Annotated in this window: 21 protein-coding genes and 1 riboswitch; of the genes, 2 read left to right on the top strand and 19 right to left on the bottom strand. The window is 59.0% G+C overall.

Features of this window, described 5'->3' with window-relative positions; all coding sequences use genetic code 11:
- Nucleotides 1-8: 8 nt before the first annotated feature.
- From ABEA08_RS02350 to ABEA08_RS02260, 19 genes are all read right to left on the bottom strand, one after another.
- Entirely contained in the window at nt 9-530 is a 522-nt protein-coding gene (locus ABEA08_RS02350; protein ID WP_345332913.1) for a flagellar basal body-associated FliL family protein, read from the bottom strand.
- A gap of 55 nt (nt 531-585) precedes the next feature.
- Nucleotides 586-1,956: a flagellar hook-length control protein FliK gene (locus ABEA08_RS02345; protein ID WP_345332911.1), complete on the bottom strand. Its 1,371-nt coding sequence runs from the start codon at nt 1,954-1,956 to the stop codon at nt 586-588.
- Between the two features lie 101 nt (nt 1,957-2,057).
- The gene (fliJ, locus tag ABEA08_RS02340) at nt 2,058-2,498 is read right to left on the bottom strand and encodes a flagellar export protein FliJ (RefSeq protein ID WP_345332908.1); all 441 of its coding nucleotides are present in this window, start codon (nt 2,496-2,498) and stop codon (nt 2,058-2,060) included.
- An 8-nt stretch (nt 2,499-2,506) separates the two neighbouring features.
- The gene (gene fliI, locus ABEA08_RS02335) at nt 2,507-3,850 is read right to left on the bottom strand and encodes a flagellar protein export ATPase FliI (protein ID WP_345332906.1); all 1,344 of its coding nucleotides are present in this window, start codon (nt 3,848-3,850) and stop codon (nt 2,507-2,509) included.
- Nucleotides 3,847-4,782, bottom strand: coding sequence for a flagellar assembly protein FliH (locus ABEA08_RS02330; RefSeq protein WP_345332904.1), 936 nt, complete (start codon nt 4,780-4,782; stop codon nt 3,847-3,849). The genes fliI and ABEA08_RS02330 overlap by 4 nt, the downstream gene beginning before the upstream one ends.
- A 3-nt stretch (nt 4,783-4,785) precedes the next feature.
- Nucleotides 4,786-5,832 (bottom strand): flagellar motor switch protein FliG, encoded by a 1,047-nt coding sequence (fliG, locus tag ABEA08_RS02325; RefSeq protein ID WP_345332902.1) that lies wholly within the window; start codon nt 5,830-5,832, stop codon nt 4,786-4,788.
- Entirely contained in the window at nt 5,825-7,537 is a 1,713-nt protein-coding gene (gene fliF, locus ABEA08_RS02320) for a flagellar basal-body MS-ring/collar protein FliF (RefSeq protein WP_345333295.1), read from the bottom strand. The genes fliG and fliF overlap by 8 nt, the downstream gene beginning before the upstream one ends.
- A 48-nt stretch (nt 7,538-7,585) precedes the next feature.
- Nucleotides 7,586-7,903: a flagellar hook-basal body complex protein FliE gene (gene fliE / locus ABEA08_RS02315; protein WP_345332900.1), complete on the bottom strand. Its 318-nt coding sequence runs from the start codon at nt 7,901-7,903 to the stop codon at nt 7,586-7,588.
- An 87-nt stretch (nt 7,904-7,990) separates the two neighbouring features.
- A complete protein-coding gene (locus ABEA08_RS02310) occupies nt 7,991-9,352 on the bottom strand; it encodes a sigma-54-dependent transcriptional regulator (RefSeq protein ID WP_345332898.1) in 1,362 nt (453 codons plus the stop codon).
- Nucleotides 9,349-10,380, bottom strand: coding sequence for a sensor histidine kinase (locus ABEA08_RS02305; protein ID WP_345332895.1), 1,032 nt, complete (start codon nt 10,378-10,380; stop codon nt 9,349-9,351). Before ABEA08_RS02305 ends, ABEA08_RS02310 begins: the two co-directional genes overlap by 4 nt.
- Before the next feature lie 78 nt (nt 10,381-10,458).
- On the bottom strand, nt 10,459-11,886 hold the full coding sequence (locus ABEA08_RS02300) for a sigma-54 dependent transcriptional regulator (protein ID WP_345332894.1): 1,428 nt from the start codon (nt 11,884-11,886) through the stop codon (nt 10,459-10,461).
- Nucleotides 11,887-12,151: 265 nt separating this feature from the next.
- A complete protein-coding gene (gene fliS, locus ABEA08_RS02295; protein ID WP_345332892.1) occupies nt 12,152-12,553 on the bottom strand; it encodes a flagellar export chaperone FliS in 402 nt (133 codons plus the stop codon).
- Nucleotides 12,554-12,892: a hypothetical protein gene (locus tag ABEA08_RS02290; protein ID WP_345332890.1), complete on the bottom strand. Its 339-nt coding sequence runs from the start codon at nt 12,890-12,892 to the stop codon at nt 12,554-12,556.
- Nucleotides 12,893-12,897: 5 nt separating this feature from the next.
- A complete protein-coding gene (fliD, locus tag ABEA08_RS02285) occupies nt 12,898-14,334 on the bottom strand; it encodes a flagellar filament capping protein FliD (RefSeq protein ID WP_345332888.1) in 1,437 nt (478 codons plus the stop codon).
- 18 nt (nt 14,335-14,352) lie between these two features.
- A complete protein-coding gene (locus ABEA08_RS02280) occupies nt 14,353-14,751 on the bottom strand; it encodes a flagellar protein FlaG (RefSeq protein ID WP_345332887.1) in 399 nt (132 codons plus the stop codon).
- A 614-nt stretch (nt 14,752-15,365) separates the two neighbouring features.
- A complete protein-coding gene (locus ABEA08_RS02275; RefSeq protein WP_345332885.1) occupies nt 15,366-15,944 on the bottom strand; it encodes a thymidine kinase in 579 nt (192 codons plus the stop codon).
- 100 nt (nt 15,945-16,044) lie between these two features.
- Nucleotides 16,045-17,619 carry a Na+/H+ antiporter NhaC family protein gene (locus ABEA08_RS02270; RefSeq protein WP_345332884.1) on the bottom strand — a complete coding sequence of 525 codons (1,575 nt, stop codon included), beginning with the start codon at nt 17,617-17,619 and terminating at the stop codon, nt 16,045-16,047.
- Nucleotides 17,620-17,703: 84 nt separating this feature from the next.
- Nucleotides 17,704-17,902, bottom strand: a riboswitch (Lysine riboswitch).
- A 102-nt stretch (nt 17,903-18,004) separates the two neighbouring features.
- Entirely contained in the window at nt 18,005-18,928 is a 924-nt protein-coding gene (locus ABEA08_RS02265; RefSeq protein WP_345332882.1) for an electron transfer flavoprotein subunit alpha/FixB family protein, read from the bottom strand.
- Entirely contained in the window at nt 18,925-19,671 is a 747-nt protein-coding gene (locus ABEA08_RS02260; RefSeq protein WP_345332881.1) for an electron transfer flavoprotein subunit beta/FixA family protein, read from the bottom strand. The genes ABEA08_RS02265 and ABEA08_RS02260 overlap by 4 nt, the downstream gene beginning before the upstream one ends.
- Nucleotides 19,672-20,004: 333 nt before the next feature.
- Here ABEA08_RS02260 and ABEA08_RS02255 point away from each other — a divergent pair, with 333 nt between their 5' ends.
- Together ABEA08_RS02255 and ABEA08_RS02250 are read left to right on the top strand one after the other, a co-directional pair.
- On the top strand, nt 20,005-20,406 hold the full coding sequence (locus ABEA08_RS02255; RefSeq protein WP_345332880.1) for an H-NS histone family protein: 402 nt from the start codon (nt 20,005-20,007) through the stop codon (nt 20,404-20,406).
- A 273-nt stretch (nt 20,407-20,679) separates the two neighbouring features.
- The gene (locus ABEA08_RS02250; protein ID WP_345332879.1) at nt 20,680-23,697 is read left to right on the top strand and encodes an amidohydrolase family protein; all 3,018 of its coding nucleotides are present in this window, start codon (nt 20,680-20,682) and stop codon (nt 23,695-23,697) included.
- The last annotated feature ends 10 nt before the right edge of the window (nt 23,698-23,707 follow it).

The following is a 23,707-nucleotide window of genomic DNA, read 5'->3' as shown; positions in this document are numbered from 1 at the left end:
ATTGGCTCTTATTGCATGACAAAACCGGTGAACAACACCCGCTCTATCTGACTGTATCCAGTGAGGGATTGCATCGCCATCTGGGCATTGGCCAGCGCCTGGTGACGCAACTCAAGCTTGCCCTCGCGGGTTCGTAATCCCTCAGGTTTTGCCGCACTAAAGGTGGTCAATAAGGTGTCCTTTAACACGGGGAAATGCTTACGCACCTGCAGTTGCGCCTCTGGGCTGCGGACCTGCAACTGCACCTTGATCTGCACCAGATAGCTGCGATCCTCGCCCGGCAGATTAAACAAAAACGGCGTTGGCATGCTGACGTAATAGGCATTGCCGACACTGGCGTGGGCGGAGAGCCACGACAACTCTTCGGCCCTTTCATGTTGCTTATCCATCTCCAATCCGGTCGCTACCAGACGGATCAACAGGTAGATCCCCAGCAACAAGGCTACACCGCCACCGATCACGCCAACGGTCATCCAACGGCGACGCTGCGTGTCCCGTTGAACCTCAAGTTCTAGCGAATTTTCAGGCATGTAGCGTAAAACCTATGGTTACGTTTTTATGAGCGCCAGAATACCACAGAGGGGATCAGGCGTAGTAATCAATCGCACCGTCATGGCGCCTGTGTGCCACGCTCACCCGCTGCTCGTCGCTGTCATCGCCAGCGCCGATCTGTCCATCCTCACCGGCCCCGCCCTCAGCGCCGCTCTGGCCTTGCTGGGGGTCGCCTTGGCGAATGTCGGCATCCGCCAATTGCAGCCCTTGCTGCTCCAACATCTCCCTGAGCCGGGGCAGCGCCTGCTCCACCAGATCTCGGGTCTGAGCCTGCTGGGTGACGATCTGCAATTGCGCCTGCTCACCGTTCATCTGGATCCGCACCTGCAGCGCGCCAAGCTCCGGCGGATCCAAGCGGATCTCCGCCGTCAGCTTGTCGCTATTGACCATCATGATCAGGCGATCCCGCAGCTGCGGAGCCATCCGCTCGGCTTCGATCGGCTGACGACTCAACACCGGATCGGCCACCATGCCCATGCGCGGCTCCGCCCGAGCGGCCAAAGTCGCTGGGCCGGCCTTGGCCTGCACGGCCAAGGGGTTCTCCTCGTCATGCCACTGCGGCAGAGACGCTTCGGCAACAGTGCTCGACGACAGCGCACGGGGATCCAGGCCGGAGCTCAGGCTCGGCTCGAGCCCACTGCGTGTTTCGGACTGGGTAGGCACAGAGCGCGACGCTGTGCTGATCCGCTCCGCCTCCAGGCTCAGCTTATCGCCCGCCGACACGGCCTTCGCCTCACTGGAGCGCACCGTCCCCTCATCGGGCTCGATATTCAGGCTCGCGACCGATTTCGTCGAGGCGGGCACCGTCATGGGCTCAGTGGCTGCCACCCGCTCTGTCGCCGTCAAGATCGCCCCAGCGGGCGCTGACTCCATCTGCGCTGTCGCCACCGGCTCCGCGTCAGAGGCTAACGGCGCGGAACTTGGCCGCTCGATCTGGGACGCGTCAGCCATCCACGCTGGCAACACCTCGTGCTCAGACTCTGGCTTGGACGGCGTCTGTGGCGCCACTTCGTTCTCCAACACTTCCGGCTCGAGTGACGCCGAGGTGTGCGCCGACGCCTCCGCCGCGCTGGGCTCGACGCGCAGCGCCTGCGTCTGCTGAGCCAGCCAGCCCAACAATTGCTCAGACCCCGCCTCCGCTTCCGGCTCACTGTTTAACTGCGGTGCGGCAAGATCTTGCCCCGGCTGATCCGTCCCTTCGGTCACCGCCGAGCGCGACTCACTTGCCGGCGCGAGCTCACCTGGGCCGATCAGATGACCTCCCTGCTCCCCGGCCTCGACCGCTTGAGCCAGTGCGCCCGCAAACAGCGCCTCGCTGTCCGCGGCGCTCTCGCCACCCGCTGACGGCGTCGCTCCCGTCGTCAACGGCTCGGGGCGCAATAATACTTCAGAAAAATCAGCCATAACTCTCGATCAAAACAGGGCTCCCCCCGGGTGGCAGGCTTTTGACGCCCGGGCACTGGTATGCCGAGAAATGCAAAATTCATACCATAAAGAAAGGCAATTCAGCGGCGTCGGATGAACTGCTGCAGCGAGAACTCATCCAGATCACGCTGCAGTGCCTTGTCGGCGCGCAGGCGCTGCTGTTGCTGGGCTTTGTTGATCAATAACGCGATGGCTTGCTGGCGCTGATGGCAGGCCTGCCATTGCTGCTGGCGTTGCTGCGCGGCCTGCTCTGCCTGTCGGATCTTGCCGATATGCTGGGTGATCGCCGCATCCAGTTTGGCGATGTAGTGGTGGAACTGCTGATACTCTCCGGCTTGCAGCACCGCGCCCTGCTTTTGCTGAGCCTGACGGACGTAATCCAGCCGGTAATCTTGCAGCTGTTGCATCTGCTGCTTGAGTGCCGCCACCGCCGAGTTGGCGCTGCGCAGGTGCAGGCTGGTTTGCTCCAGCTCCTGCTCGACCAGTGTCAGAACCTTAGCCAATTGCTTGGGATCGCTCATACGCTCGGTTACACCTTACATTGCGCGGCGATCCGCGCCAGCTGGGTCAGACTCTGCTCGTAATCCACCGGTGTTTTCATCTGCTGGCGCAAAAAGGCATTGAAGGCCGGCTGCAACGCGATGGCGCGATCCACCAAGGGATCCGATCCCCGACTGTAGGCACCAATGGCGATCAGATCCTGATTCTGACGATAGGCCGACCACAGCTGTTTCACCATCTGCGCGGCCTGCAGATGCGCCTCTTCGGTTACCGCCGGCATCACCCGGCTGATGGAGGCCTCGATGTCGATCGCCGGATAGTGACCGCTCTCAGCCAAGGCTCGCGACAGCACCACATGCCCGTCAAGGATCGCCCGGGCCGCATCGGCGATGGGATCTTGCTGATCATCGCCTTCGGTCAAAACGGTATAAAATGCGCTGATACTGCCTTGGCCCGGTCCGCCATTGCCGGCCCGCTCGACCAATTTCGGCAGCTTGGCAAAGACGGAGGGCGGGTAACCCTTGGTCGCCGGAGGCTCGCCGATCGCCAGGGCGATCTCCCGCTGCGCCTGCGCATAGCGAGTCAAGGAGTCCATCAGCAGCAAAACGTTCTTGCCACTGTCGCGGAAGTACTCCGCCACCCGCGTCGCCGTCTCACAGGCGCGCAGACGCATCAAAGGGCTGGTGTCCGCCGGAGCGGCGATCACCACGGCGCGGACGCGCCCCTCTGGCCCAAGGATCTCCTCAATAAACTCCTTCACCTCTCGACCACGCTCGCCCACCAGGCCCACCACAATGACATCGGCATTGGTGCCACGGGTCATCATCCCCAGCAGCACCGATTTACCCACACCGGAGCCAGCAAACAGGCCCATGCGCTGGCCGACACCCACCGTCAGCATGGCATTAATGGCACGCACGCCAACATCGATGGGATCGTGGATCGGCCGGCGCGCCATCGGGTTGATCAAGGGGGCATGGTGGCTGGTACGCTGCCGGGTCTTCAACGGGCCCAAGCCGTCGATCGGCTCGCCGTTACCATCGAGCACCCGGCCCAACATCTCCATGCCCACGGCCAACCCTTGGCGCTGACCCAATGGCGTGACCTTGGCTCCGGGCAGCACGCCCTTGAGCTCATCCACCGGCATCAGATAGAGGATCTGATCATCAAACCCCACCACCTCGGCCGTCAGACTGCCCGCTTCGGTTTCGATCTCACACAGTGAGCCCACCGGCGCTCGGCAACCCACCGCTTCCAAGGTTAATCCCACCACCCGCACCAGTTGGCCGGAGGCCACCACTGCAACGGGCTGGACTTGTGACTGCCAGGCCCGGACACGTTCGCCTAATCGCTGGCTGCGCAAGGCTTTCATGCCGGAACCGCTTCGGCCGTCCGCGGCGCCACCGCGTCCGGCTCTGAGCTCGCCTCGGTTGGTTGCTCAGGGACAGGCTCGGTCGTATTCGGCTCAGGCTCCGGCGCGGCCTCGGCTGTGGGACGCAAAGCGGCGATCGGGTAGGCCGGCTCCGCCACCGGCGCTCGCGGTGTCGCGGCAAAATGCTCAAGCACCTTGCGCAGCCGGTCATCGGCCAGCATCGGCACCTCACTGCGCTGGGTCTGGATCCGCAGTGAGCCCGGCTCCAGGCTCGGCTCTAGCTGCAACTGCCACTGCCGCTCGGCCAACTGCTCGGCGCCGTAGCTTTGCTCTACCAGCGTCAGATCGTCCTGATTCAGCCCGATCTGCACCTGCTGGTGCTGATTGGGCAGCGCCTGGACCCCAAGTCGCAGCGCTTCGAGCACCGCTTCGGGCGAGGTTTTCAACTCCACCTGCACTACCGCCTGAGCCAGCCGCATTGCCAAGGTCACCAGCTCACGCTCGACGGCTTCGTCGACCGCTTCGAGCGGGGCGATCATCTCATTGAGCAGGCCATCCAGACGCCCGAGCCGATGCAGGATCTCCTCATGCCCAGCCTCCAGCCCCTGCTGACGGCCCTGCTCCAACCCCTCCTGCAGGCCCTGCTCAGCGCCTTTGAGCCGGCCCTCCTGCACGCCTTGCTGAGTGCCTTCCACCTTGCCGGCATCAAACCCTTCCTGCCAGGCTTGGCGCTGAATGTCTTCGATCTCTTCGAGGGTGGGCGGTGCCGGGAGCTCCGGCTCCACGGCCTCCGGCTCAGACTCAGGCTCGGCCGCCAGCCGATGCAGCGCCGGCTCGACCGACTCCGGCTCACCGAAATCCGGCAGCGGCCAATCGGCCACCCGCGTTTTGATCACATCGGCATAGGCTGCCGTCTTGCGGTGCTGGGCCATAGCTTAGACGTACTCTTCGCCGACGCCGCCGCCGAGCATGATATCGCCGGCATCGGCCAGACGACGGGCGATCGCCAGGATCTCCTTCTGTGCCGACTCCACCTCGGAGATCCGGATCGGCCCCATCGCCGCCAGATCGTCTTTGACGATCTCGGCCTGACGCTTGGACATATTGCCGAGGATCTTGCCGCGCAGCATTTCGTCGGCCCCCTTCAGCGCCCGGATCAGGATATCCTGCTGCACCTCGCGCAGGATGGTCTGGATCCCGCGGTCATCGATGTCGGCCAAGTTCTCAAAGACAAACATCAGATCTTGGATCTGCTGGCCCAACTCCTCGTCGCTGTCGCGGATCTGCTCCATCAGCATGCTCTCGCTGCCGGTGTCCATGTAGTTCATGATGCTGGCCGCCGCCTTCAGGCCGCCCATCTTGGCCGCCTGCGCCCCGGCTTGACCCACAAACTGTTTCTCCATGATGTCATTGAGTTCTTGCAGCGCCGCCGGTTGCACCTCTTCTAGGTTGGCGATCCGCAACATCAGATCCAGCCGCGCCCGCTCATTGAACTGGCTGAGGATCTGGGCGGACTGATCCGGCTCCAGATAGGACAAGACGATGGTCTGGATCTGCGGATGCTCCCCTTGAATGATGTTGGCGACCTGGCGCGCATCCATCCACTTAAGGGCATCTAGGCCGGTCGAGCCATGGCCCATCACGATCTGATCGATCAGGTTACCGGCCTTGTCTTCGCCCAAGGCGTGGGTTAAGGCTTTACGGACGAAGTCCTGGCTATTGAGGCCGATGGAGGAGAACCGCTGGATGTGCTCAAGAAACAGGCGATGGACCGCGGACACCTTGTCCTGGGCAAAGTTCTGCATTCCCGCCATCGCCATGCCGACCTTCTGTACCTGTTTCGGCTCCAGGTTTTTCAGCACCTGGGCCGCATCGGACTCGCTCAGCGACAGCAGCAAGATGGCGGTCTTTTCCACCCCGTTCAGTTTACTGGGATCGAAGGCCAACTCGGTGGTTGCTACAGCTGTATCTGTGTTAGACATCTTCTTCTAACCAACTTTTAATCACTTGGGTCGACAGTTCCGGCTCATTGGCCACCAACGCGCGGATCGCCCGCAACATGTCGTCGTCTTTACGCAGATCCGGCAGCAAGATAGAGCCATCCTCGGCATAGCTGTAGTCGGACTTCTCCTGAGTCAGCATGCCCAAGGTATCGGCCGAGTACTGATCTTCCAGCTCCGCCAACTCGTTTTGGAATTTGGCCTTGTTCAGCTCCGCCTCGTGCTTGGCCTGATCAGGATACAGCAGGCGCTTGAGCATCGGCCGCACCACAAACAGGAACATCAGCAGGATGATCATGCCGCCCAGCGCGGCCTTGACCGCCCGCCAGAACCACGGCTGCTCGTACATGGGCAGGCTGATTGGATCCAACGCAAGCTCATCGGCAAAGGGCACCGACACCACCTCCAGCATGTCACCGCGGCCGGCATTAAAGCCGACGCTGCCCTGCAACAGGCGCTGGATATTGGCCAGCTCGGCCTCGCTGCGGGGTTGCATCACACTGCTGCCGTCGGGCTGGGTCACCGGCTTATAATCGACCGCCACCGACAGGCTGACCCGATCGATCACGCCCACCTGTTGCCGGGTATGGCTGACGGTGCTGTCCAACTCAAAGTTGCGGGTCGCTTCGCTGCGGCTGCTGCCACTGGCCAGACGCTCGCTGGCGCCACTGCCGTCCACCTGCTGCGGGATCTCGGAATCCATCGGTGGCTGATTGGTCAGTGCCCCTGGAATGCCGAGCGGCCCACCGCCATTACGATTGTCCTCGACCAGCATTTCACTGCGCACTGACGCATCTGGATTAAAGCGGCGCGAGGTCTCCTCTCGAGCCGAGAAGTCCATATTGACCGCGACCTGGGCGGTGTATTTGCCTAAGCCTAAGACCGGGATCAAGATGGCGTCGATCTTGCGCAGAAACAGCTGCTCTTGCTTGGTCTGCAGCTCCAGCTCACGCCGTGTTTGTGCCGAGACCCCATCTTGGCTACCTGAGTGCAGCAGACGGCCGTGTTGATCGGTCACCGTCACCTTAACCGGCTTGAGGCCATGCACCGCGGATGCCACGATATCCACCACGGCATCGACTTCCGACTGCTTGAGCTCGGTGCCCCGCCCAAGGGTGACCACCACGGTCGCACTGGGCTCCTGCTGCTGACGGGCAAACACATTTTGGGCCGGCAGCGCCAAGATCACCCGCGCCCGGCTGATGCTGCGCAACTCGGCCACCGCGCGCGCCAGATTCTGCTCCTGGCTTTGCTTCAGGCGCGCCTGCTCCATCCGCTGACTGACACCAAAGCCGCTGTCTTGATTAAGAAAATCGGCCTGCTGCCGCGCACTGCCCAGACCCGCTCGGGTCAGCTGCAGCCGGATCTCGGAAAAACGCTCCTCCGGCACCGATAACACGTTGCCGTTGAGTTCATATTTGATCTTCTGCTGATCGAAATAATCCAAGGTTTCGATCAGCTCGTCGGTCTCCATCGCGCCCAGCGGGCGATAGTTGGGCTCCTGGGCCCAGATCCAAACGAACACGCCGAGCGCCAACGCGATCGCCAACGCCAAGATCAGGGTGATCTGCCGCAAGACATCGACGCTGGCAAGATTTGCGATCGGACTGGATTTATTTTCTTCGATCCCACCGCCAGCCGCGCCCGTATCGGTCGCGGGCAGCTGTGCTGTACTGCCTTGTACCATCAGATCAGTTGACGAATTCGCCCCTGCCACTACAGCACCTCAAGCCGGTTATACCGGCATATTCATAATGTCTTTGTAAGCTTCGACCAGCTTATTACGTACCTGGACCGTCGCTTCGAACGCCACGCCAGCTTTTTCTTTTGCGATCATTGCATCACCCAGGCTCACCCGGGTATCGCCTAACTCAAGACGGGTTGCCAGATCATTGGACTGCATCTGCAACCCATTGACGTGATCCATGGCATTGGTGAGAAAATCGCCAAAATCGGCTTTGGGGACGGTCGGCGTCAGATTGCCAGGAACAACTCCCGCATCCTGCGCCATACTCTGCATTTCAGAGAGTAGTGACGTATTGCTGATTTCCATAACCGTTGTTTTCTCTGTTAGTTTTTTGACGGTATCGTGCTTAAGCGCCAATTTACTGCAATATGTCTGCCAATTGCAGCAAAATCATCACGCTGGGACTTCAATGCCCGCGTCACGCATTTTAGCGAGTTTGTATCGCAATGTCCGTGGGCTTAGGCCCAATTGTTCTGCCACAGCCTTTCGACTGCCGCCGCATTGCGTCAAAGTCTCCAGAATGATCTGAAATTCTTTGTATTTCAACTCACTGCCAAGATTATTCGCCTCACTCGACGGCTCGGTTGCCTCCACAGCAGGCGCAGCGCCCCCCCATACCGGGGCCAGCCCCATGCCGTCGATAAACAGATCTACCTGACTGAGCTCAGTCCCAGCACAGAGGATCAACCCTCGCTGCATCACGTTATCCAACTCACGCACATTGCCCGGCCAATCATGCTGCAACAGCAACTGCTCGGCGCAGACCGTCAACTTGGGCACCGGCCGTTGACTGCGCCGGGCATGACGCCCGAGCAGATACCGCGCCAGTGGCAAAATATCGCCGGGACGCGCCGCCAGCGCCGGCCAGCTGAGCGGGAAGACGTTGAGGCGATAGAACAGATCTTCGCGAAACTGGCCCTGCTCGACCGCCGCGCGCAGATCTCGGTTGGAGGTAGCCAGGATCCGCACATCCAATTGAATGGTCTTGCGGCCACCGAGACGCTCGACTTCACGCTCTTGCAGCACCCGCAGCAACTTGGCCTGCAGGTTCAGATCCATCTCGGTGATCTCATCCAACAAGATGGTGCCACTCTGGGCTTGTTCAAACTTGCCGGGACACGCCTGCACCGCACCGGTGAAAGCGCCCTTTTCGTAACCAAACAGGGTGGCCTCAAGCATGTTTTCCGGGATCGCGGCGCAGTTAAGCGCGACGAAGGGTCGATCGGCGCGCGCAGAGTTGTCATGGATATAGCGTGCTAACACCTCTTTGCCTGAGCCGCTGGGCCCGAGCACCATCACGGATGCGTCCGCGCGGGCTACCCGCTCTGCCAACGCCAGCAGCTGCACGCTGTGCGGATCGCCCACCACAGGTCCGGAGGGCGTCTCATCGACGGGTTGCAGATAGCGGCTGATCTGATCCAGCAGTACCTGAGGGGCGAACGGCTTAGCCAGATAATCGCTGGCACCGTGACGCATCGCGGCCACCGCCGCGTCGATGCTGCCATACGCGGTCATCAGCAGGATCGGCAGTCGACACTCTTGCGCCCGCAGGGTCTTGAGCAGGGTCATGCCATCCATCCCGGTCATCTGTACATCGGAGATCATCAGATCCACCGGATGCTTCTTCAGCTGCAACAGCGCTTCCTCACCGTTGCCGGCCTCGACGGTTCGATAACCTCCGAGCAGCAGGGTATCGACCAGGGCTTCGCGCAGGCCCAGATCATCCTCAACGATCAAGATACAACGTTTGCTCACACCACCTCTCCTTGTGTCTGTGGGGCTTGTGGGATCACCAAGGTAAAACAACTGCCCTGCTCCGGCACCGAATTGAGCTCTAACCGACCGCCATGGGCACGACAAACCGACTGAACCACAGCCAGTCCCAGTCCGGTGCCATTGGTTTTGGTGGTGTAGAACGGGCTCAGTGCTTTGGCCTGCGCCTCCTGGCTCATGCCGCTGCCATTATCAAGCAGCTGCAGCAAGGCAAAGCCGCCTTGAAACTCCACCTGCAATTGCACCGCCGTGGCGCCTGCCTCGAGGGCATTCGCCACCAGATTTTGCATGGCACTGGTTAAGGTGTCGATATTGGCGCAGATCTGACCGGTTACGGCCGTCGGCAGTAACAACTGCGCTTGGCGCTGACTCAGCATCGCCTCACAGCTTTGCTCCAACCGCGTGCACAGCTGACTCAATGCCACCGGCACCAGCTGCTGCTGATTGCCGCCACGGGCAAACAACAGCAGATCGTTGATCCGCTGCTCCAGTTCCGCCAGTCGATCCATTAATTTGCCCTGAAAACGGGTTCGGCCAGCCGCATCCAGTTCGGCATTGCCGAGGTTGGCGGCGTACAGTAACGCCGCCGAAAGGGGGGTGCGCACCTGATGTGCCAGCGAGGCGGCCATCTTGCCCAAGGCGGACAGACGCTCCAAATGAGACAGGTTGCGTTGTAACTGACGGGTTTCGGTCAGATCGGTCAGCATCACCAGCTGGCCCGGCTCGGGATCCAAAGCCCGAGTCGCCAGCTTAACGCGGCGACCATTCTTTAATGAGATCTCGTGACCGTCGTCGGCCCGGGGGGCAAACGCCCGCTGGATCACCTGGCGCCAAGGCTGCGCCAACAACGGCTCGCCCAGCAGCGCCACGGCTTGCGGATTCGCTTCGACAACCGTACCTGCGTCGTCCAGAACCAGGACGCCGGCGGGGAGGATCTGCATCAGATGATGCAGCCGACTGGTTGCCAGCTGCTCAGTGGGAGAGGGAGCGTCAGCCACACCCTGAGACATAGGTACTTCCTGTCAAAAAAACGTTGTTATCAGCCAGATGGCTCGCATTATGCAGGAAGTATACCAGAGCTAAGTGACTCAGCCCTCTTTTGACATGCCGTATTTGCGCATCTTCTCAACCAGTGTGGTGCGTCGCATTCCCAGCAACTCGGCCGCCCGGGCCACCACCGACTGACTTTGCTCCAGCGCTTGGCGGATCATGTCCACCTCCAGCTCCGCCAACATGTCCTTCAGGTTCAGTCCATCTTCCGGTAGTTCGTTGGAGAATCGCTGCTCTGGGATCTCGACCGGCTCATCGCCATTGAACAGCGCAGCCAAGGCATCACGCTCCTGATCCTCTTCCGGGTAGTCAACGGTGAACTCCGGCACATCCACATGGCGATACTTCATCGGCAGATCGTTCACGTCCACCATGGCCCCCGGACACAGGATCACCATCCGCTCAACCAGGTTGGACAGCTCACGCACGTTGCCCGACCAAGGGTGGGCCACCAATGAATCGATCGCCCGGCGGGTAAAGCGCACCGTGCCCTTACCTTCGCCCTCGATCCGACTCACCAGCTCATTGAGCAACAGCGGCACATCATCCGAGCGATCGCGCAGTGACGGCATCTCAATGGGAAACACGTTTAAGCGATAGAACAGATCCTCGCGGAAACGCCCTTCACTGATCATCTGCTCCAGATCCCGGTGAGTTGCCGCCACGATCCGCACATTTGCCTTGATCGACTTACTGCCCCCCACCCGTTCAAAGCAGCGCTCCTGCAGCACCCGCAGGATCTTAACCTGCATGTGCGCGGGCATATCCCCGATCTCGTCCAGAAACAGGGTGCCGCCCTCAGCCAGCTCAAACCGCCCCTTACGCGTGGAGATCGCCCCAGTGAATGCGCCCTTTTCATGGCCAAACAGCTCACTTTCCAGCAGCTCCGCTGGGATCGCGCCACAGTTGACCGGGATAAACGGCCCATCCCGCTGGGCGGACAGGTAGTGGATATTACGCGCGACCACCTCTTTGCCGGTGCCGGACTCGCCGGTCACCAAGACACTGGCCTCGGTTGCCGCCACTTGGCTGATCAGATGGCGTACTTGGGCAATGCTGTCACTGCGCCCCACCAGGGAGCGGAACAACTTAGTTTGATTCGGGCTGGTCGGCGCCACTTCGTGACGGACACGCTGGTAAACTTGGCAAAAGTGCAACAGCTCCGTCAGCTCACCGTACACAAACGGTTCTTGCAGCTGGCCCACCAGATTGGTGGCCTGAACACCCGTTGCGCCAATGGCCAACATGGGCTGGCGATCAAACCGGCTTAATAAAGGTAATGCACCTTCTGACAGTTGATGGTTGCCGATCAGGACCGCGCGGTAGCGGTCGGCTTTAAGGTGGGCTTCCAACTGCTCGATGGCAATCGGCTTAACCTGCTCTCCCAAAAAATTGAGGAGATACTCCAGCCTTTCCTGGCGGGAAACGTCACTATCGACGAGCAAAATGCGTTGTTCTGTCTGCATGGGTTCGCTACCAGGGTACGGCGATATCGCCCCGAAGGGTCACTCTATTCGTTGTTATTGTCGCGGAAGGCGATAACTTACACTAACGTAAGCCATTAGCGTAGCTTCATTGTAACCAGCGCCAGAATTGGCGCAATAAGCAGGTCAATTACTGATGAAATATCAGACAAAGTTCAAAGATCGCTTACTGCGTTGGTTAGCGACTGAACGGGGAGAGAACTTTAATTGGCTGTTGAGCGGCCCGAGTCGGGCCGCTCGGCTCAGCTTAGCTGGCGGCGGGGATATGATGCTGCTCGGCAGGGATGGCATCCCATCCCTCTTTAAGAGTCTTAAGCAGATCGACCACCTCCATCAGCGCGGCCTTATCGTTGTCACGATTGGCGTCGCCAAGGCGACGCACCATGTAGTCATACATGGCGGACAGGTTTTGCGCGATCTCGCCCCCTTGGACAAAATCCAACGCCGCCTGCAGGTGCGCGATGATCTCAATGGTACGGCCGATCAGCTCGCCCTTCTGGGCAATGTTGCCCTGCTCGATCGCCAAGCTGGCGCGCAGCAGTTTCTCGACGCTGCCCGCCAACAACATCTGCACCACCCGGTGAGGGCTGGCCTCCGCCGCCTGACTGCTGATGTTGACCTTGTTGTACGCTTTCAGTGAGCCTCTCATCTATCCTTTTCCCGCTTCTATTTGTTGGTATCGAAGAACTTGTTTTCGCCCCTTGCGGTAACCGCCGAGGCGCTGTTGTTGTGCGATTAACTGTTCATGGGCGCGCTTGGCCAGCGATTGCGTCAATTGCAGCTGAAATTTCAACCATTCTGGATCCTGGCCCTTGTCGGTACCCACCACAGCCACCAAACAGGCTTTGCGCTGATCCAGCGTGGTCAACAGCTCGGGCAACACCTGATCCCGCGTATCATCATCACCGTCGGCCAGTTGGGTCAGATACTGGTCGATCTGAGCGCTGAGCGCGCCCAGTTGGACCACGGCGTCGGTTTGGCTATCCATAATCGTTAACTCTGCTTGATCAAGCCCGGCAGGCTGTTGAGTGTCGAGGCAACGTAACTGCCTTGCGAGTTGAGGTTGGCCACCACCAGATCCATGGCATTGTATTGCTTGTACATGCGCTCTTCGTACGCGGCCATCTGCAGATTGAGGGTTTCCCGCTCCTTCTCCAGGCTGCGCTGTTGGCTCTCCAGCGTGTCATTACGCCCATCCAGCAAGCCGCCGGTCTGCACATAGATGTCCGTGACATCAAACATGCGAAACGCCAGGCCTTCATCCTCGGCGGAGAACAGCGCCGTCAAGCCCGCCATATCCTGCTCGATCGCCTCTTCGAGCTGATCGTCATCGATCTCCAGCGCGCCATAACGGTCAAAGCTGACCCCAAACTGCGACAAGGCTTTGCTGATCCCATTGCCCAGATCGTAACTGCTGCCCATGACATTGCGCAGCTGGCTCTCGATCGAGCGTGGCATGGAGTCCGCTTGCAGCGGGCCGGCCACCTCAGTTTCGGCGTCGTAGCTGGAGAGCTGATCCAGCGTTTCTCGCAAGCCGTTATAGGCCTCGACAAAGGCTTCAACCGATTTTTTGGCGGCACCCACATCCCGTTCGACGGTGACCCGGGTGGTTTTTATCTCACCGGTATCGGTGGCGGTGTCGGCCTCGGTCAGATTCAGGGTCAGCCCAGGTACCGCATTGTCCACCTGGTTGCTGGCCGATCTGATGGCGATCCCATCGACGGACAGCTTGGCATCTAGTGGGTCGACCACCGAGCTGATGTTGTCACTACCAAACTCCCCCTCTAAACTGCCATCACCCGTATCCTCAACGCTGATGGTCATCGAGTTTTCTAGGCCGGTCTTCTCCGAGGCAAACACCAGCTGCGGACCACCTGCACCGTTGACCACGGTGGCGGTGATCCCGGCATTGTCTTCCGCCGCATTGATCTTGGCCGCAATGTCCGCCAGGGTATCGTCGGCGTCGACATCAACGCTGAAGCTGCGCTCGGCGTCCGGCTCCACGACCCAATTGCCGTCGTCGTCTTCACGACCGCCCAGCGCAAAGGTCAGGGTGCCTTCGCCGACCGTATCCTCACCACTCTCCACCGTACCAGCACTGGCGATCTTGTGGCTTTCGGCCAACTGTTGCACCTGCACATTGTAGGTGCCCGGCACCGCCTCACTCTCCACCTCGGCGGTGAGGAAATCGTTATTACTGGTGGTCACCTTACGCTGATCAAAAGTGGCCGCGTCTTTCAGCTCCTCCACCTTCTCCTGAAAATCGCTCATCGCCGATTTCAGCGTGCCGATGGCCGAGATCTCCGTCTGGATCTTGGATTCGCGCACATCCAGCGCCACTTGACGCGGCACGTAGCTGGCATCCACCAGCGCGCTGACGATGCCATTAATATCGAGGCCGGAACCGATCCCGGCGGCGGTTAAGCCCATAACGAATTCCTTTGGCAGTTAAGCCTGAGTTTCTATCAACAGTCCGGACAGATCCGACAATCGGGCGGCAAGCTCCAGCACCTCTTCGGCGGGGACCTGCCGGATCACCTCATCGCGCTGGATGTCTTTAACCACCACCACATCCCGGCCAGTATCATCGTCCACATGGAACGACAAAGCGCGCTGATTGCCGCTGACAAACTGCTCCAGCTCGCTGGCGATCCGCTCCAACTGCTCCCGCGCCAACGCCGGATCCTGGCCGGAGGCCAGGCGCTCCGCCGCAGTGACCGCCCCCGCCGACGCGGGCTCGGCCTGATTGGCTTTGGCCGTTGCGGCGCTTGTCGTCGGCAAGGCTTGGCCGTTACCGGGCTTTGAAGCAAGGTTTGTACCAGAAATGGATGAGATCTCGGTCGTCATATCACAGCTCTCCCTAAATTGGTGATTCAGCCTGCGTCAGCGTCGGCTGATGGCAATGTTAACCTGTCCATTGAGGGCCATCCTGAGCTCCCCATATCCCTGTACCGCACCCGAGCGGACAGTGGAACGTATCAGGTTATCGGCGCCCTAACGCCAAAGCTTTAGACAAAAGCCAGCCGAAAAGCCCAACGCCAAGCAACAAAAAGGGCTGTGTCTTAAGTCATTATTGAAGCTCTAAGATCAAGTTCGAGGTTTACGCCGTTTTTAGGCCGCCTAGTGCAGCGCCGAGCGTTGGTGTGTGTAGGCAGACCGGGAGCTGAACGGAGCCCTTTTTGAAAGCGGCTGGCCGCTTTTGTATTTGAAAAAGGGCGACTTTCAGCGTGTCTGCTGGAGCACGCCATAAGCGAGGGAACAGCGAAACGCAGCGGTAGGGGGAGTGCAGAGGGGCTCGCCCCCCACTGTTTCACAAAGATGGCTTGCCGTCGCCAACGCGACTCAGTGGGTGAGGTCGATGCAACAGACTGAGATATAAACGAAAAATTCGACCAACCGTTAACTCACACACAGCCCCCAAAAGCCATCGATAACGATGGCTTCTGCTCAGGGGGTTGGCGTCAATCCCATGCCAGCTCACGGAAATGCTTGCGGCACATAGAGACATAGCTGTCATTACCGCCGATCTGGACTTGGGCGCCCTCCCGCACCGGCGCGCCGTCGCCGTCCATACGCACCACCATATTGGCTTTCCGGCCGCAGTGGCAGATGGTTTTCAGCTCCACCAACTTATCGGCCCAGGCCAACAGATAGTGCGCGCCCTCGAAAAGTTCTCCGAGAAAATCGGTACGCAGGCCGTAGCACAGTGCCGGGATATCCAGTTGATCGACGATCTTGGTGAGCTGACGGACCTGAGCCTTAGACATAAACTGAGACTCGTCCACCAACAAACAGTCAACCGGGCCTTGCGCCAATTGAGCCTCCACCAGCTGGAACAGATCATCCTCACCATTGAAGATCAACGCTTCGGACTCAAGTCCGATCCGTGAGGTCACCTTGCCCACGCCATAGCGATCATCCAGTGCCGCAGTGAGCACCAGAGGCGTCATACCGCGCTCGCGGTAGTTGTAGGCGGATTGCAGCAAAGAAGTGGACTTACCGGCATTCATCGCCGAGTAGTAGAAGTAGAGCTGTGCCAAGGATGAGTCCCCCTAAAATCGATGACGCGATCCTATAAAAAACCGGCGGTGGAAACCACCGCCGGTTGGCATTTGCGTTAGCCGATCGTTGTTTTGACGATCAAGCTTTCGCCATCACTTGACGTGCGCTAACGCCGCGCAGTACCACAATGGCAACCACCAGGGCGATAGCACTCACCACGAAGCCCACGGTCGCGGAGCCGGTGATCCCGATCGCCAGGTATCCCAGACCGGCGATCAAGGCCACGGTCAGGGCGTACGGCAGCTGAGTCGTCACGTGATCGATGTGGTGACAGCCCGCCCCGGTACCGGACAGTACAGTGGTATCGGAGATCGGCGAGCAGTGATCACCAAACACCGCTCCGGCCAATACGGCCGCCATCATCGGCAACAGCATGGCGGCATCGGCCGCCAGCGCCATATCGGCAGCGATAGGCAGCATAATGGCGAAGGTGCTCCAGCTCGAGCCCGTGGCGAAGGCACACAGGCCCGCCAGCAGGAAGATCAGCACTGGCAGCAACCACAGCGGGGTCGCGTTGCCGATCAGGCTGGCCAGGAAGGTGCCGGTTTCCAGATCGCCGATCACGCCGGCAATGGTCCAAGCAAACAGCAAGATGTAGACCGCAGGCAGCATCGACTTAACGCCGCTGATCAGCGCCTGACCGACCACCGCAGCGCGCAGGCCTTGACGCAGGCAGAAGCCCAGAGCGACCACTAAGCTCACCAAAGAAGCCATAAACAAGGCGATGGTGGTTTCCGTTTCCTCTAGGGCGCGCATCACGCTGAAGGCTTCATCGGCATCCAGGTTGGCCGCGCCAGTGGACAGGATGAAATACACCGAGGCAACCATCAAGGTCAGGATCGGCAACAACAAGCCCCAAACAGAACCGTTATCGGCGATCTCCAGCTTGTCGTCCACCCCGGGTGGGTTGCCTTTGCTGGTATCCCACAAAGCACCCGTTTCACGCGCACGCTGAGCGGCACCCACCATCGGACCGATACGGATATCGAACACGATCACGCAGGCCAGCAGCAACAGCGCAAACACCGCGTAGAGATTCATCGGGATCATCTGCAGGAAGCTGCTCAGCGCCCCAAACTCCAGTCCGCGCGCGGCGAAGATCGTCCCGATCAAGCCGACGATGTACGCGCCCCAAGAAGAGATAGGCGCCATCACACACACAGGTGCCGCGGTGGAGTCAACGCCATACGCCAGCTCTTCTCGAGACAGCTTGTGGTCGTCCGCCACCGGCTTAGCCACAGAGCCAACCGTTAAGGTATTGAAGTAATCATCAATGAAGATCACAAAGCCCAGTGCCATAGTCATCAGGCGGGCATTCTTGCGGGTACGGATCCGGGTACGGGCCCAGCTGGCGAAGGCACGAGCGGCGCCGGAGGCGTTGATCAGCGCAATGGTCATGCCCAAAACGATCAAGAAGCCCAGCAGGGGCACTTCCCAGTCGTTGATGGCGCCATCATCGATGAACAGATCTTTGATCCGGCCCGCGAGATCGGTCACGCTGTCCAGCGGCGCAAAGCCGTTGGCCATCAGCAAACCGATGACGATACCGACACCGAGGGAAAGCAGAACCCGACGGGTCATTACCGCCAGTACAATCGCCACCAGAGGGGGCAGAAGAGAAAACGCCGTATTGGCAAAGTCGAAAGTTACCATCTTTAATTTTATCGTCGTTATTTAAGATGGAGGCAACTGACACGGCACAAGCCGAGGGGGGAAATCATGGCAATGATCCACCGTCCTTTCAGTAGCGCTCCATAGTTAATCTGGATCCGTCATCCTGACAGAGAAAACTATGGCAGTGTTATGCCTATTAAGCACAACCCCAGCAGTGACAGGCGACCCTGACATCCACTTCGGCACCGACTCCTTTGGCCCAGTCTCATAGGTTATCCACCTCAACCGGGTTACTGATAGGCAGTGCGCCTCTACCTGTATATTAGGTACACACTCAGTCCATGGGACTGGTGTTGGCGGCATTCTAACCATAGTCACAGACAGCTATGCCAGAAGATACCGCCAAATCGTGAAGTAAGTCTCGTTATTTCTGCAGTTCGGCGATCAACTGCGGTAAAATTGTGTTCAGATCGCCCTGCAAAGAATAATCCGCTTCTTGCATCAAAGGCGCAGCTGCATCGACATCGATGGCGACGATGGTGCCCGCTTGCTTGATCCCCGCCAAGTGCTGACTGGCCCCGGAGATCCCCACGGCAATGTACAACCTGGGTGCGATGATCTTACCGGTCTGGCCGATCTGGTACTCATTCTCGATTAAGCCCAGATCCACTAAGGCGCGAGAGCCGCCGATCGCCGCCCCCAACAGATCCGCCAGCTGCTCGATCAGGGCGAACTGCTCCGCGGTTTCCACCCCGCGCCCGGCGCCGATCACCACCTCAGCCTGATCCAGCGCGGGCCGCTCAGACTGCAACTCTCGTCGTTGCAATAATTGGCTCAGGCCCACTTCAAGCTCAATGGCGACCGGCGTAACCGCCACCTCATTGGCGTCGCCTACCGGCGCAAAGCCCATAGGCCGAACGGTCAACATCACCCTCGGCTCCAAAGCCTGGACCGTCTCCATTACCGTACCGGCATAGCTGGGCCGTACAAAGGTGTCCGCTGCCAAGATCTGCACCACCTCGGAGATCATCGCATTGTCCAAGCTTGCCGCGATGCGGGGCAACAGATCCTTACCCACACAATCCGCCGCCATCAGTACCTGACGGTAATCGCCTTGTGCGATCCAGTCGCCCAAACCGCGGGCGGCGGCATCGGCCAACCAAGATGGCGCCCAATCCGTGGCATAGATCTGATCGATCCCCTCCAGTGTTGACAGGGCCTGCGCATCGGCCTGTCGACCCAGCATCAAGACGGAGACCGTCGAAGACAGCTGCAGCGCCGCCTGGATCAAGCGGGCAACCTCTTCGCGGCTCCCCTGACGCTCATGACATAGAACCAGCGCGCTCATGACACCACCTTTGCTTCATGTTTCAGTTTTTGTACCAATTCAGCCACACAGCCCACGCTCTGACCGCCCCGCGCCGCCATCGACGACCGCCGTGCGAGTACCCGGGTTCGCTCTGGCGCCAGCGGTGCCAACGCCGAAGCGGGCAAGCACTCAATCGGACGCCGTCGCGCTTTCATAATATTAGGTAATGTGGCGAAACCCGGCTCCGCCAAGCGCAGATCGCAGCTCACCACCGCAGGCAACGCCAGCCGAACGGTTTGCTGCTCTTGACCCAAGGTCTGACTCAAACACAGCCCAGTGTCATCCCGACTCAGGCTTTGTGCATTAGCCACATGCCCCACCCGCCAAAGTCCCGCCGTCATCTGAGCGATCTGATGATGATCACCGTCGCTCGACTGCTTACCAAACAGCGCCAGCGAGATCCCCTCCTGCTCACACTTGGCGTGCAATAAGGTGGCGATGCTCAGCGGCTCCCGTAGCGAGCTGTCGATCTGAATGGCACGATCGGCCCCCAGCGCCAGTGCATGACGCAATGCCGATTCAGCGCCATCGGTTGCCACCGTAAGCGCGATTAACTCCGATACCTGACCCTCCCGCTTCAAACACAGGGCTTGCGCCAGCGCTACCTCACTGAAGGGATCCAGCTGCCATTTGTCGATCTTAACGTCCGCGGGTTGCTCCCCCGTCAATACATCTAACGCGAATTTTTCTGCAGTCGGCTTTATTGCCACCAGGACTTTCATCTTTAAATCCTTATTCGGAGCACAGACAATGCCACCTTAAAGCCCATCGTCATCATGCCAATCACATCAACGCAGCTATTATCACACCAGAGATCCGCAACGGGAAAAGCCGGAGTAACAAGGGCGGCGCAAGATCACGGAAAAAGCGTGAACTCTTCTGTTTTTTGCCACTCTAAGACCGAGCAGACACATCTGACACCAATAAATCTCAATTATTGATGTTGTCTTAATAATAAAATCGCCTGTCCAGTTGCTTTTATTTTAAAAAGTTTTATTCTTTGGGCTAAGGTAAACGTAACACCACCAAACAGTATAAATTCAAGGATCACCACCATGGCAGATTTTCTCGAGATCTTAACTCACGGTCGCCGTCTGAAAGCGCAACTGAAAGGTTTGGCGCTGGATGAATTGCAAGAAGTTATCGGCAAAATGCAAGCCATTGCTGCCGAGCGCGAAGAAGAATTGGCCGCTGAAAATGCCGCCAACGCCGAACGTCTGGCCAAGATCGAAGAGATCCGCAAAAAGCTGGCTGAAGAAGGTATCGGCCTGGACGAATTGGGTGCCGTTGTCGGCGGTGAAGCCGCCCCGCGTAAAAAGCGCGCACCACGCCCAGCGAAATATGAGATCACCGTTGATGGCGAGCGCCTGACCTGGACCGGTCAAGGTCGTACTCCGAAAGCCATTAAAGAGCGCCTCGATGCCGGTGCCTCCCTGGAAGACTTCCTCATCAAGTAACTTCCAAATAAAAAAACGACCGCTACGGCGGTCGTTTTTTATTGGTCGCCAGCCCCCTTCGCTTATGACCGCTCTGTTTTCCCCACGCCACACCAACACATGGTCTTCTAAAGCATCAATATAACCGGCATTGTTTGCCATATGGGTATCGCAGCAGCACCATCTTTGCTCTCGCGTCGACGCGCGCTAGATGGCGTAAACACCCCACCCACCTCGCGCGTTTTTTTTGCTACCATCCATATGTTTATCTAATAATTACAACAGGATGTAGTAATGAAACGTTGGGGAGTTCCATCCAGCATGCTACTATGCGCCGTCCTAATTCCCTTGGGTTACGGCAACCCAATGCAGTATGAATTAGCGATACGCGACAAGACACCGGCTTTAACCGCACTCTCCCATGCCACCTTGGTGATCGAGCCAGGCACCATTATTGAGGACGCCACCTTATTGCTCCAAGGAGAGCGGATCCTCGGTATTGATGAAAATAATCAGATCCCCGCCGCGGCCAAGGAGATCAACTTATCCGGCTACACCATCTACCCCGGATTTATCGATAGCTATACCCAATACGGTGTAACGCTCGGCGAAAACAGCCATGCTCCAAGTCCGATATATGAGATAGAGTCCGTTGGCGCGCAACATGCCAATCCAGCCGTTCGCAGTGATATTAATTGGTTTGAACACTTTAAAGCCGAGCCAGATACGGCAAAAAATTGGCTAAAAAATGGCTTCACCAGTGTCCACTCCCACGGCCAGGATGGCATATTCCGTGGCCAGGGCTTCGTCTCATCATTGGCCACCGCCAGCAGTCACGAATTACTTTATCAATCCCACAGTGGCCACTGGTTGTCATTTGATAAAGGCAGTTCGCCACTCGAATACCCCAACTCATTAATGGGTGCCGTTGCCCTCATTCGGCAAACCTTAGCCGATAGCCAGTGGTACTCAACCCACCAACATAAACAAACGGGCAATACCCAAACCAGCCTACTCGCATTACAAAACCATAAAGATAAGTCCATTTGGTTTGCCAGCCAGCATCCGCAAGATCCCTTTATTGCCCAACAGCTGTTGGGTGAATTCGAGCTTGAACCGATATTGCTTGGCAGCGGTTTAGAGTTTGAAAACCTAAATCAAGTCTCTGACGCGCAATGGATATTGCCGCTAAAGTTTGCTGCCAAACCGAGTCTGGAACACCCGCTCGACCACGCCGATATCTCCGTTCGCCAGTTGCGCCACTGGGAACGCAGCCCAGGAAATGCCGCCGCCCTAGCGGCAGCCGAGATCCCCTTTGCCCTGACCCAACACGGGATCGAGCCGGAGCAATTTTGGCCCAGATTGCGCAAAGCCATGAGTCATGGCCTGCAGGCCGACGACGCGCTGGCGGCGCTGACAACCGTACCTGCGGCCATGCTTGGTCTGGATCAGCGACTGGGGCGTCTGGCCAAAGGTTATCAGGCCGATCTGGTGATCAGCCAGGGCGATCTGTTTACCAATGGCAGCCTGCATGGGCTGGTGTTACGCGGTGAATTTCAGCCACTCCACTCACCGTCCGAACAAGCGTATCAAGGTGAATATGAACTGGAGCTGGATCAACACCAATTGATCCTCACTTTTGAGCAAGACGCCGGAAAGCTCAGCGGCCTATTGGAGCAAGGCGAAGGCCAGATCCCGCTCACCGAGCTCAAGCTCACGCCTTTCGGATTAGGCTTTCGGGCCGATCTCACCCCACTGGGCTTCCCTGGGATCTCGCAGCTCTACCTGCAGCAACAAGCCCAAGGCCTAAGTGGCGAGATCCACTTCGCTGATGGCCAGCAGCGCAGCGTGATCGCCCGGCCACAGCCGAAACCCGTCGATCCGCCCTCGGAGGCACCGCCCGAGCCGGTGCACTACCTCAGTCGCCAGACTCAGCCTAACGTCGCCTATGGCCGAGCAGAAGCGCCACTAAGCCAAGCGTTGCATATCCGCAATGCCACGGTCTGGACCTCCACAGAAGCGGGCGTACTAACCGACAGCGACGTGTTGATCCAAAACGGTCGGATCCTCGCCATCGGCCCACAGCTTAAGACACCAAAAGGCTTCCAAACCCTGGATGCCAGCGGCAAGCACCTGACCGCCGGGATCGTCGACGAGCACTCCCATATCGCCCTGCGCGGCGGGGTCAATGAGGCCAGTGAAAACATCACTTCAGAGGTGCGGATCGGCGACGTACTTGATCCCACCGACATCCATATCTACCGGGCGCTGGCCGGCGGCGTCACCACAGCGCAACTGCTGCACGGCAGCGCCAACCCCATCGGCGGGCAAGCACAGACCATCAAGCTGCGCTGGGGCGAGAGCGCTCAGGGACTCAAGTTCCAGCAAGCGCCTGCCTCCATCAAGCTGGCACTGGGTGAGAACGTCAAGCAATCCAACTGGGGCGATCAGTTCACCGAGCGCTACCCGCAAACCCGCATGGGCGTGGACGCCCTGCTGCGCGACGCGTTTGTCGCGGCCAAAGAGTACCGCCAGGCGCAGCAGCAATACGCCCAGCTCAGACGCAGCGCCAAGCGGGACGCCGTTCCGCCCCGGCCCAATTATCGTCTAGACGCGATCGCGGAGATCTTAGAGGGGCAACGCCACATCCATGTGCACTCCTATGTGCAGTCGGAGATCCTGGCGTTGCTCGAATTGGCTCAAGAGCAGGACTTTCACGTTCAAACCTTCACCCATGTCCTCGAGGGCTACAAGCTGGCGCCTGAGCTGGCCGTGGCGGGCAGCAGCGCTTCCACCTTTGCCGACTGGTGGGCCTATAAGTTTGAGGTCTTTGACGCCATTCCCCACAACGCCTGCCTGATGACAGAGCAAGGGGTGCTGACCAGCATCAATTCCGACAGCCGCGATCTGATCCGCAGACTCAACCAAGAAGCGGCAAAATCCATGATGTACTGTGACATGAGTGCCGAGCAGGCCTGGGCAATGATCACCATTAACCCCGCCAAACAGCTGAAGATCGACCACCTAGTGGGCTCCATTGAGATCGGCAAACACGCCGATCTGGTGCTTTGGAATGCCTCTCCCCTGTCGGTCTACGCCCGGGCAGAGACCACCTGGGTTGACGGCAAGCCGTACTTCTCCCGCGTGCAAGATAGGCTGGAGCGACATGCCATCGCCGCCGAACGTCAGGCGCTGCTGCAAAAAGCCCTGGCGGACGATGAGGCCGATCCGTTCGGCCAAATACTGACGCCCGAGCCCACCCCCGGCTGGCATTGCGACACCCTCGGCCAACACAGCCATCATGTGCATTAAGGAGACACCT

The organism is Ferrimonas pelagia, from assembly GCF_039543565.1.
In the GTDB taxonomy this organism is placed as follows: Bacteria; Pseudomonadota; Gammaproteobacteria; order Enterobacterales; family Shewanellaceae; genus Ferrimonas; species Ferrimonas pelagia.
This window is presented reverse-complemented; position numbering and strand designations above follow the sequence as displayed.

Bases quoted from the DNA above. Each gene is read 5' to 3' on its own strand.
- ABEA08_RS02350 (WP_345332913.1), bottom strand. From the start codon at position 530: ATGCCTGAAAATTCGCTAGAACTTGAGGTTCAACGGGACACGCAGCGT.
- ABEA08_RS02345 (WP_345332911.1), bottom strand. From the start codon at position 1,956: ATGGCTGATTTTTCTGAAGTATTATTGCGCCCCGAGCCGTTGACGACG.
- fliJ (WP_345332908.1), bottom strand. From the start codon at position 2,498: ATGAGCGATCCCAAGCAATTGGCTAAGGTTCTGACACTGGTCGAGCAG.
- fliI (WP_345332906.1), bottom strand. From the start codon at position 3,850: ATGAAAGCCTTGCGCAGCCAGCGATTAGGCGAACGTGTCCGGGCCTGG.
- ABEA08_RS02330 (WP_345332904.1), bottom strand. From the start codon at position 4,782: ATGGCCCAGCACCGCAAGACGGCAGCCTATGCCGATGTGATCAAAACG.
- fliG (WP_345332902.1), bottom strand. From the start codon at position 5,832: ATGTCTAACACAGATACAGCTGTAGCAACCACCGAGTTGGCCTTCGAT.
- fliF (WP_345333295.1), bottom strand. From the start codon at position 7,537: ATGGTACAAGGCAGTACAGCACAGCTGCCCGCGACCGATACGGGCGCG.
- fliE (WP_345332900.1), bottom strand. From the start codon at position 7,903: ATGGAAATCAGCAATACGTCACTACTCTCTGAAATGCAGAGTATGGCG.
- ABEA08_RS02305 (WP_345332895.1), bottom strand. From the start codon at position 10,380: ATGTCTCAGGGTGTGGCTGACGCTCCCTCTCCCACTGAGCAGCTGGCA.
- ABEA08_RS02300 (WP_345332894.1), bottom strand. From the start codon at position 11,886: ATGCAGACAGAACAACGCATTTTGCTCGTCGATAGTGACGTTTCCCGC.
- fliS (WP_345332892.1), bottom strand. From the start codon at position 12,553: ATGAGAGGCTCACTGAAAGCGTACAACAAGGTCAACATCAGCAGTCAG.
- ABEA08_RS02290 (WP_345332890.1), bottom strand. From the start codon at position 12,892: ATGGATAGCCAAACCGACGCCGTGGTCCAACTGGGCGCGCTCAGCGCT.
- fliD (WP_345332888.1), bottom strand. From the start codon at position 14,334: ATGGGCTTAACCGCCGCCGGGATCGGTTCCGGCCTCGATATTAATGGC.
- ABEA08_RS02280 (WP_345332887.1), bottom strand. From the start codon at position 14,751: ATGACGACCGAGATCTCATCCATTTCTGGTACAAACCTTGCTTCAAAG.
- ABEA08_RS02270 (WP_345332884.1), bottom strand. From the start codon at position 17,619: ATGGTAACTTTCGACTTTGCCAATACGGCGTTTTCTCTTCTGCCCCCT.
- ABEA08_RS02265 (WP_345332882.1), bottom strand. From the start codon at position 18,928: ATGAGCGCGCTGGTTCTATGTCATGAGCGTCAGGGGAGCCGCGAAGAG.
- ABEA08_RS02260 (WP_345332881.1), bottom strand. From the start codon at position 19,671: ATGAAAGTCCTGGTGGCAATAAAGCCGACTGCAGAAAAATTCGCGTTA.
- ABEA08_RS02255 (WP_345332880.1), top strand. From the start codon at position 20,005: ATGGCAGATTTTCTCGAGATCTTAACTCACGGTCGCCGTCTGAAAGCG.
- ABEA08_RS02250 (WP_345332879.1), top strand. From the start codon at position 20,680: ATGAAACGTTGGGGAGTTCCATCCAGCATGCTACTATGCGCCGTCCTA.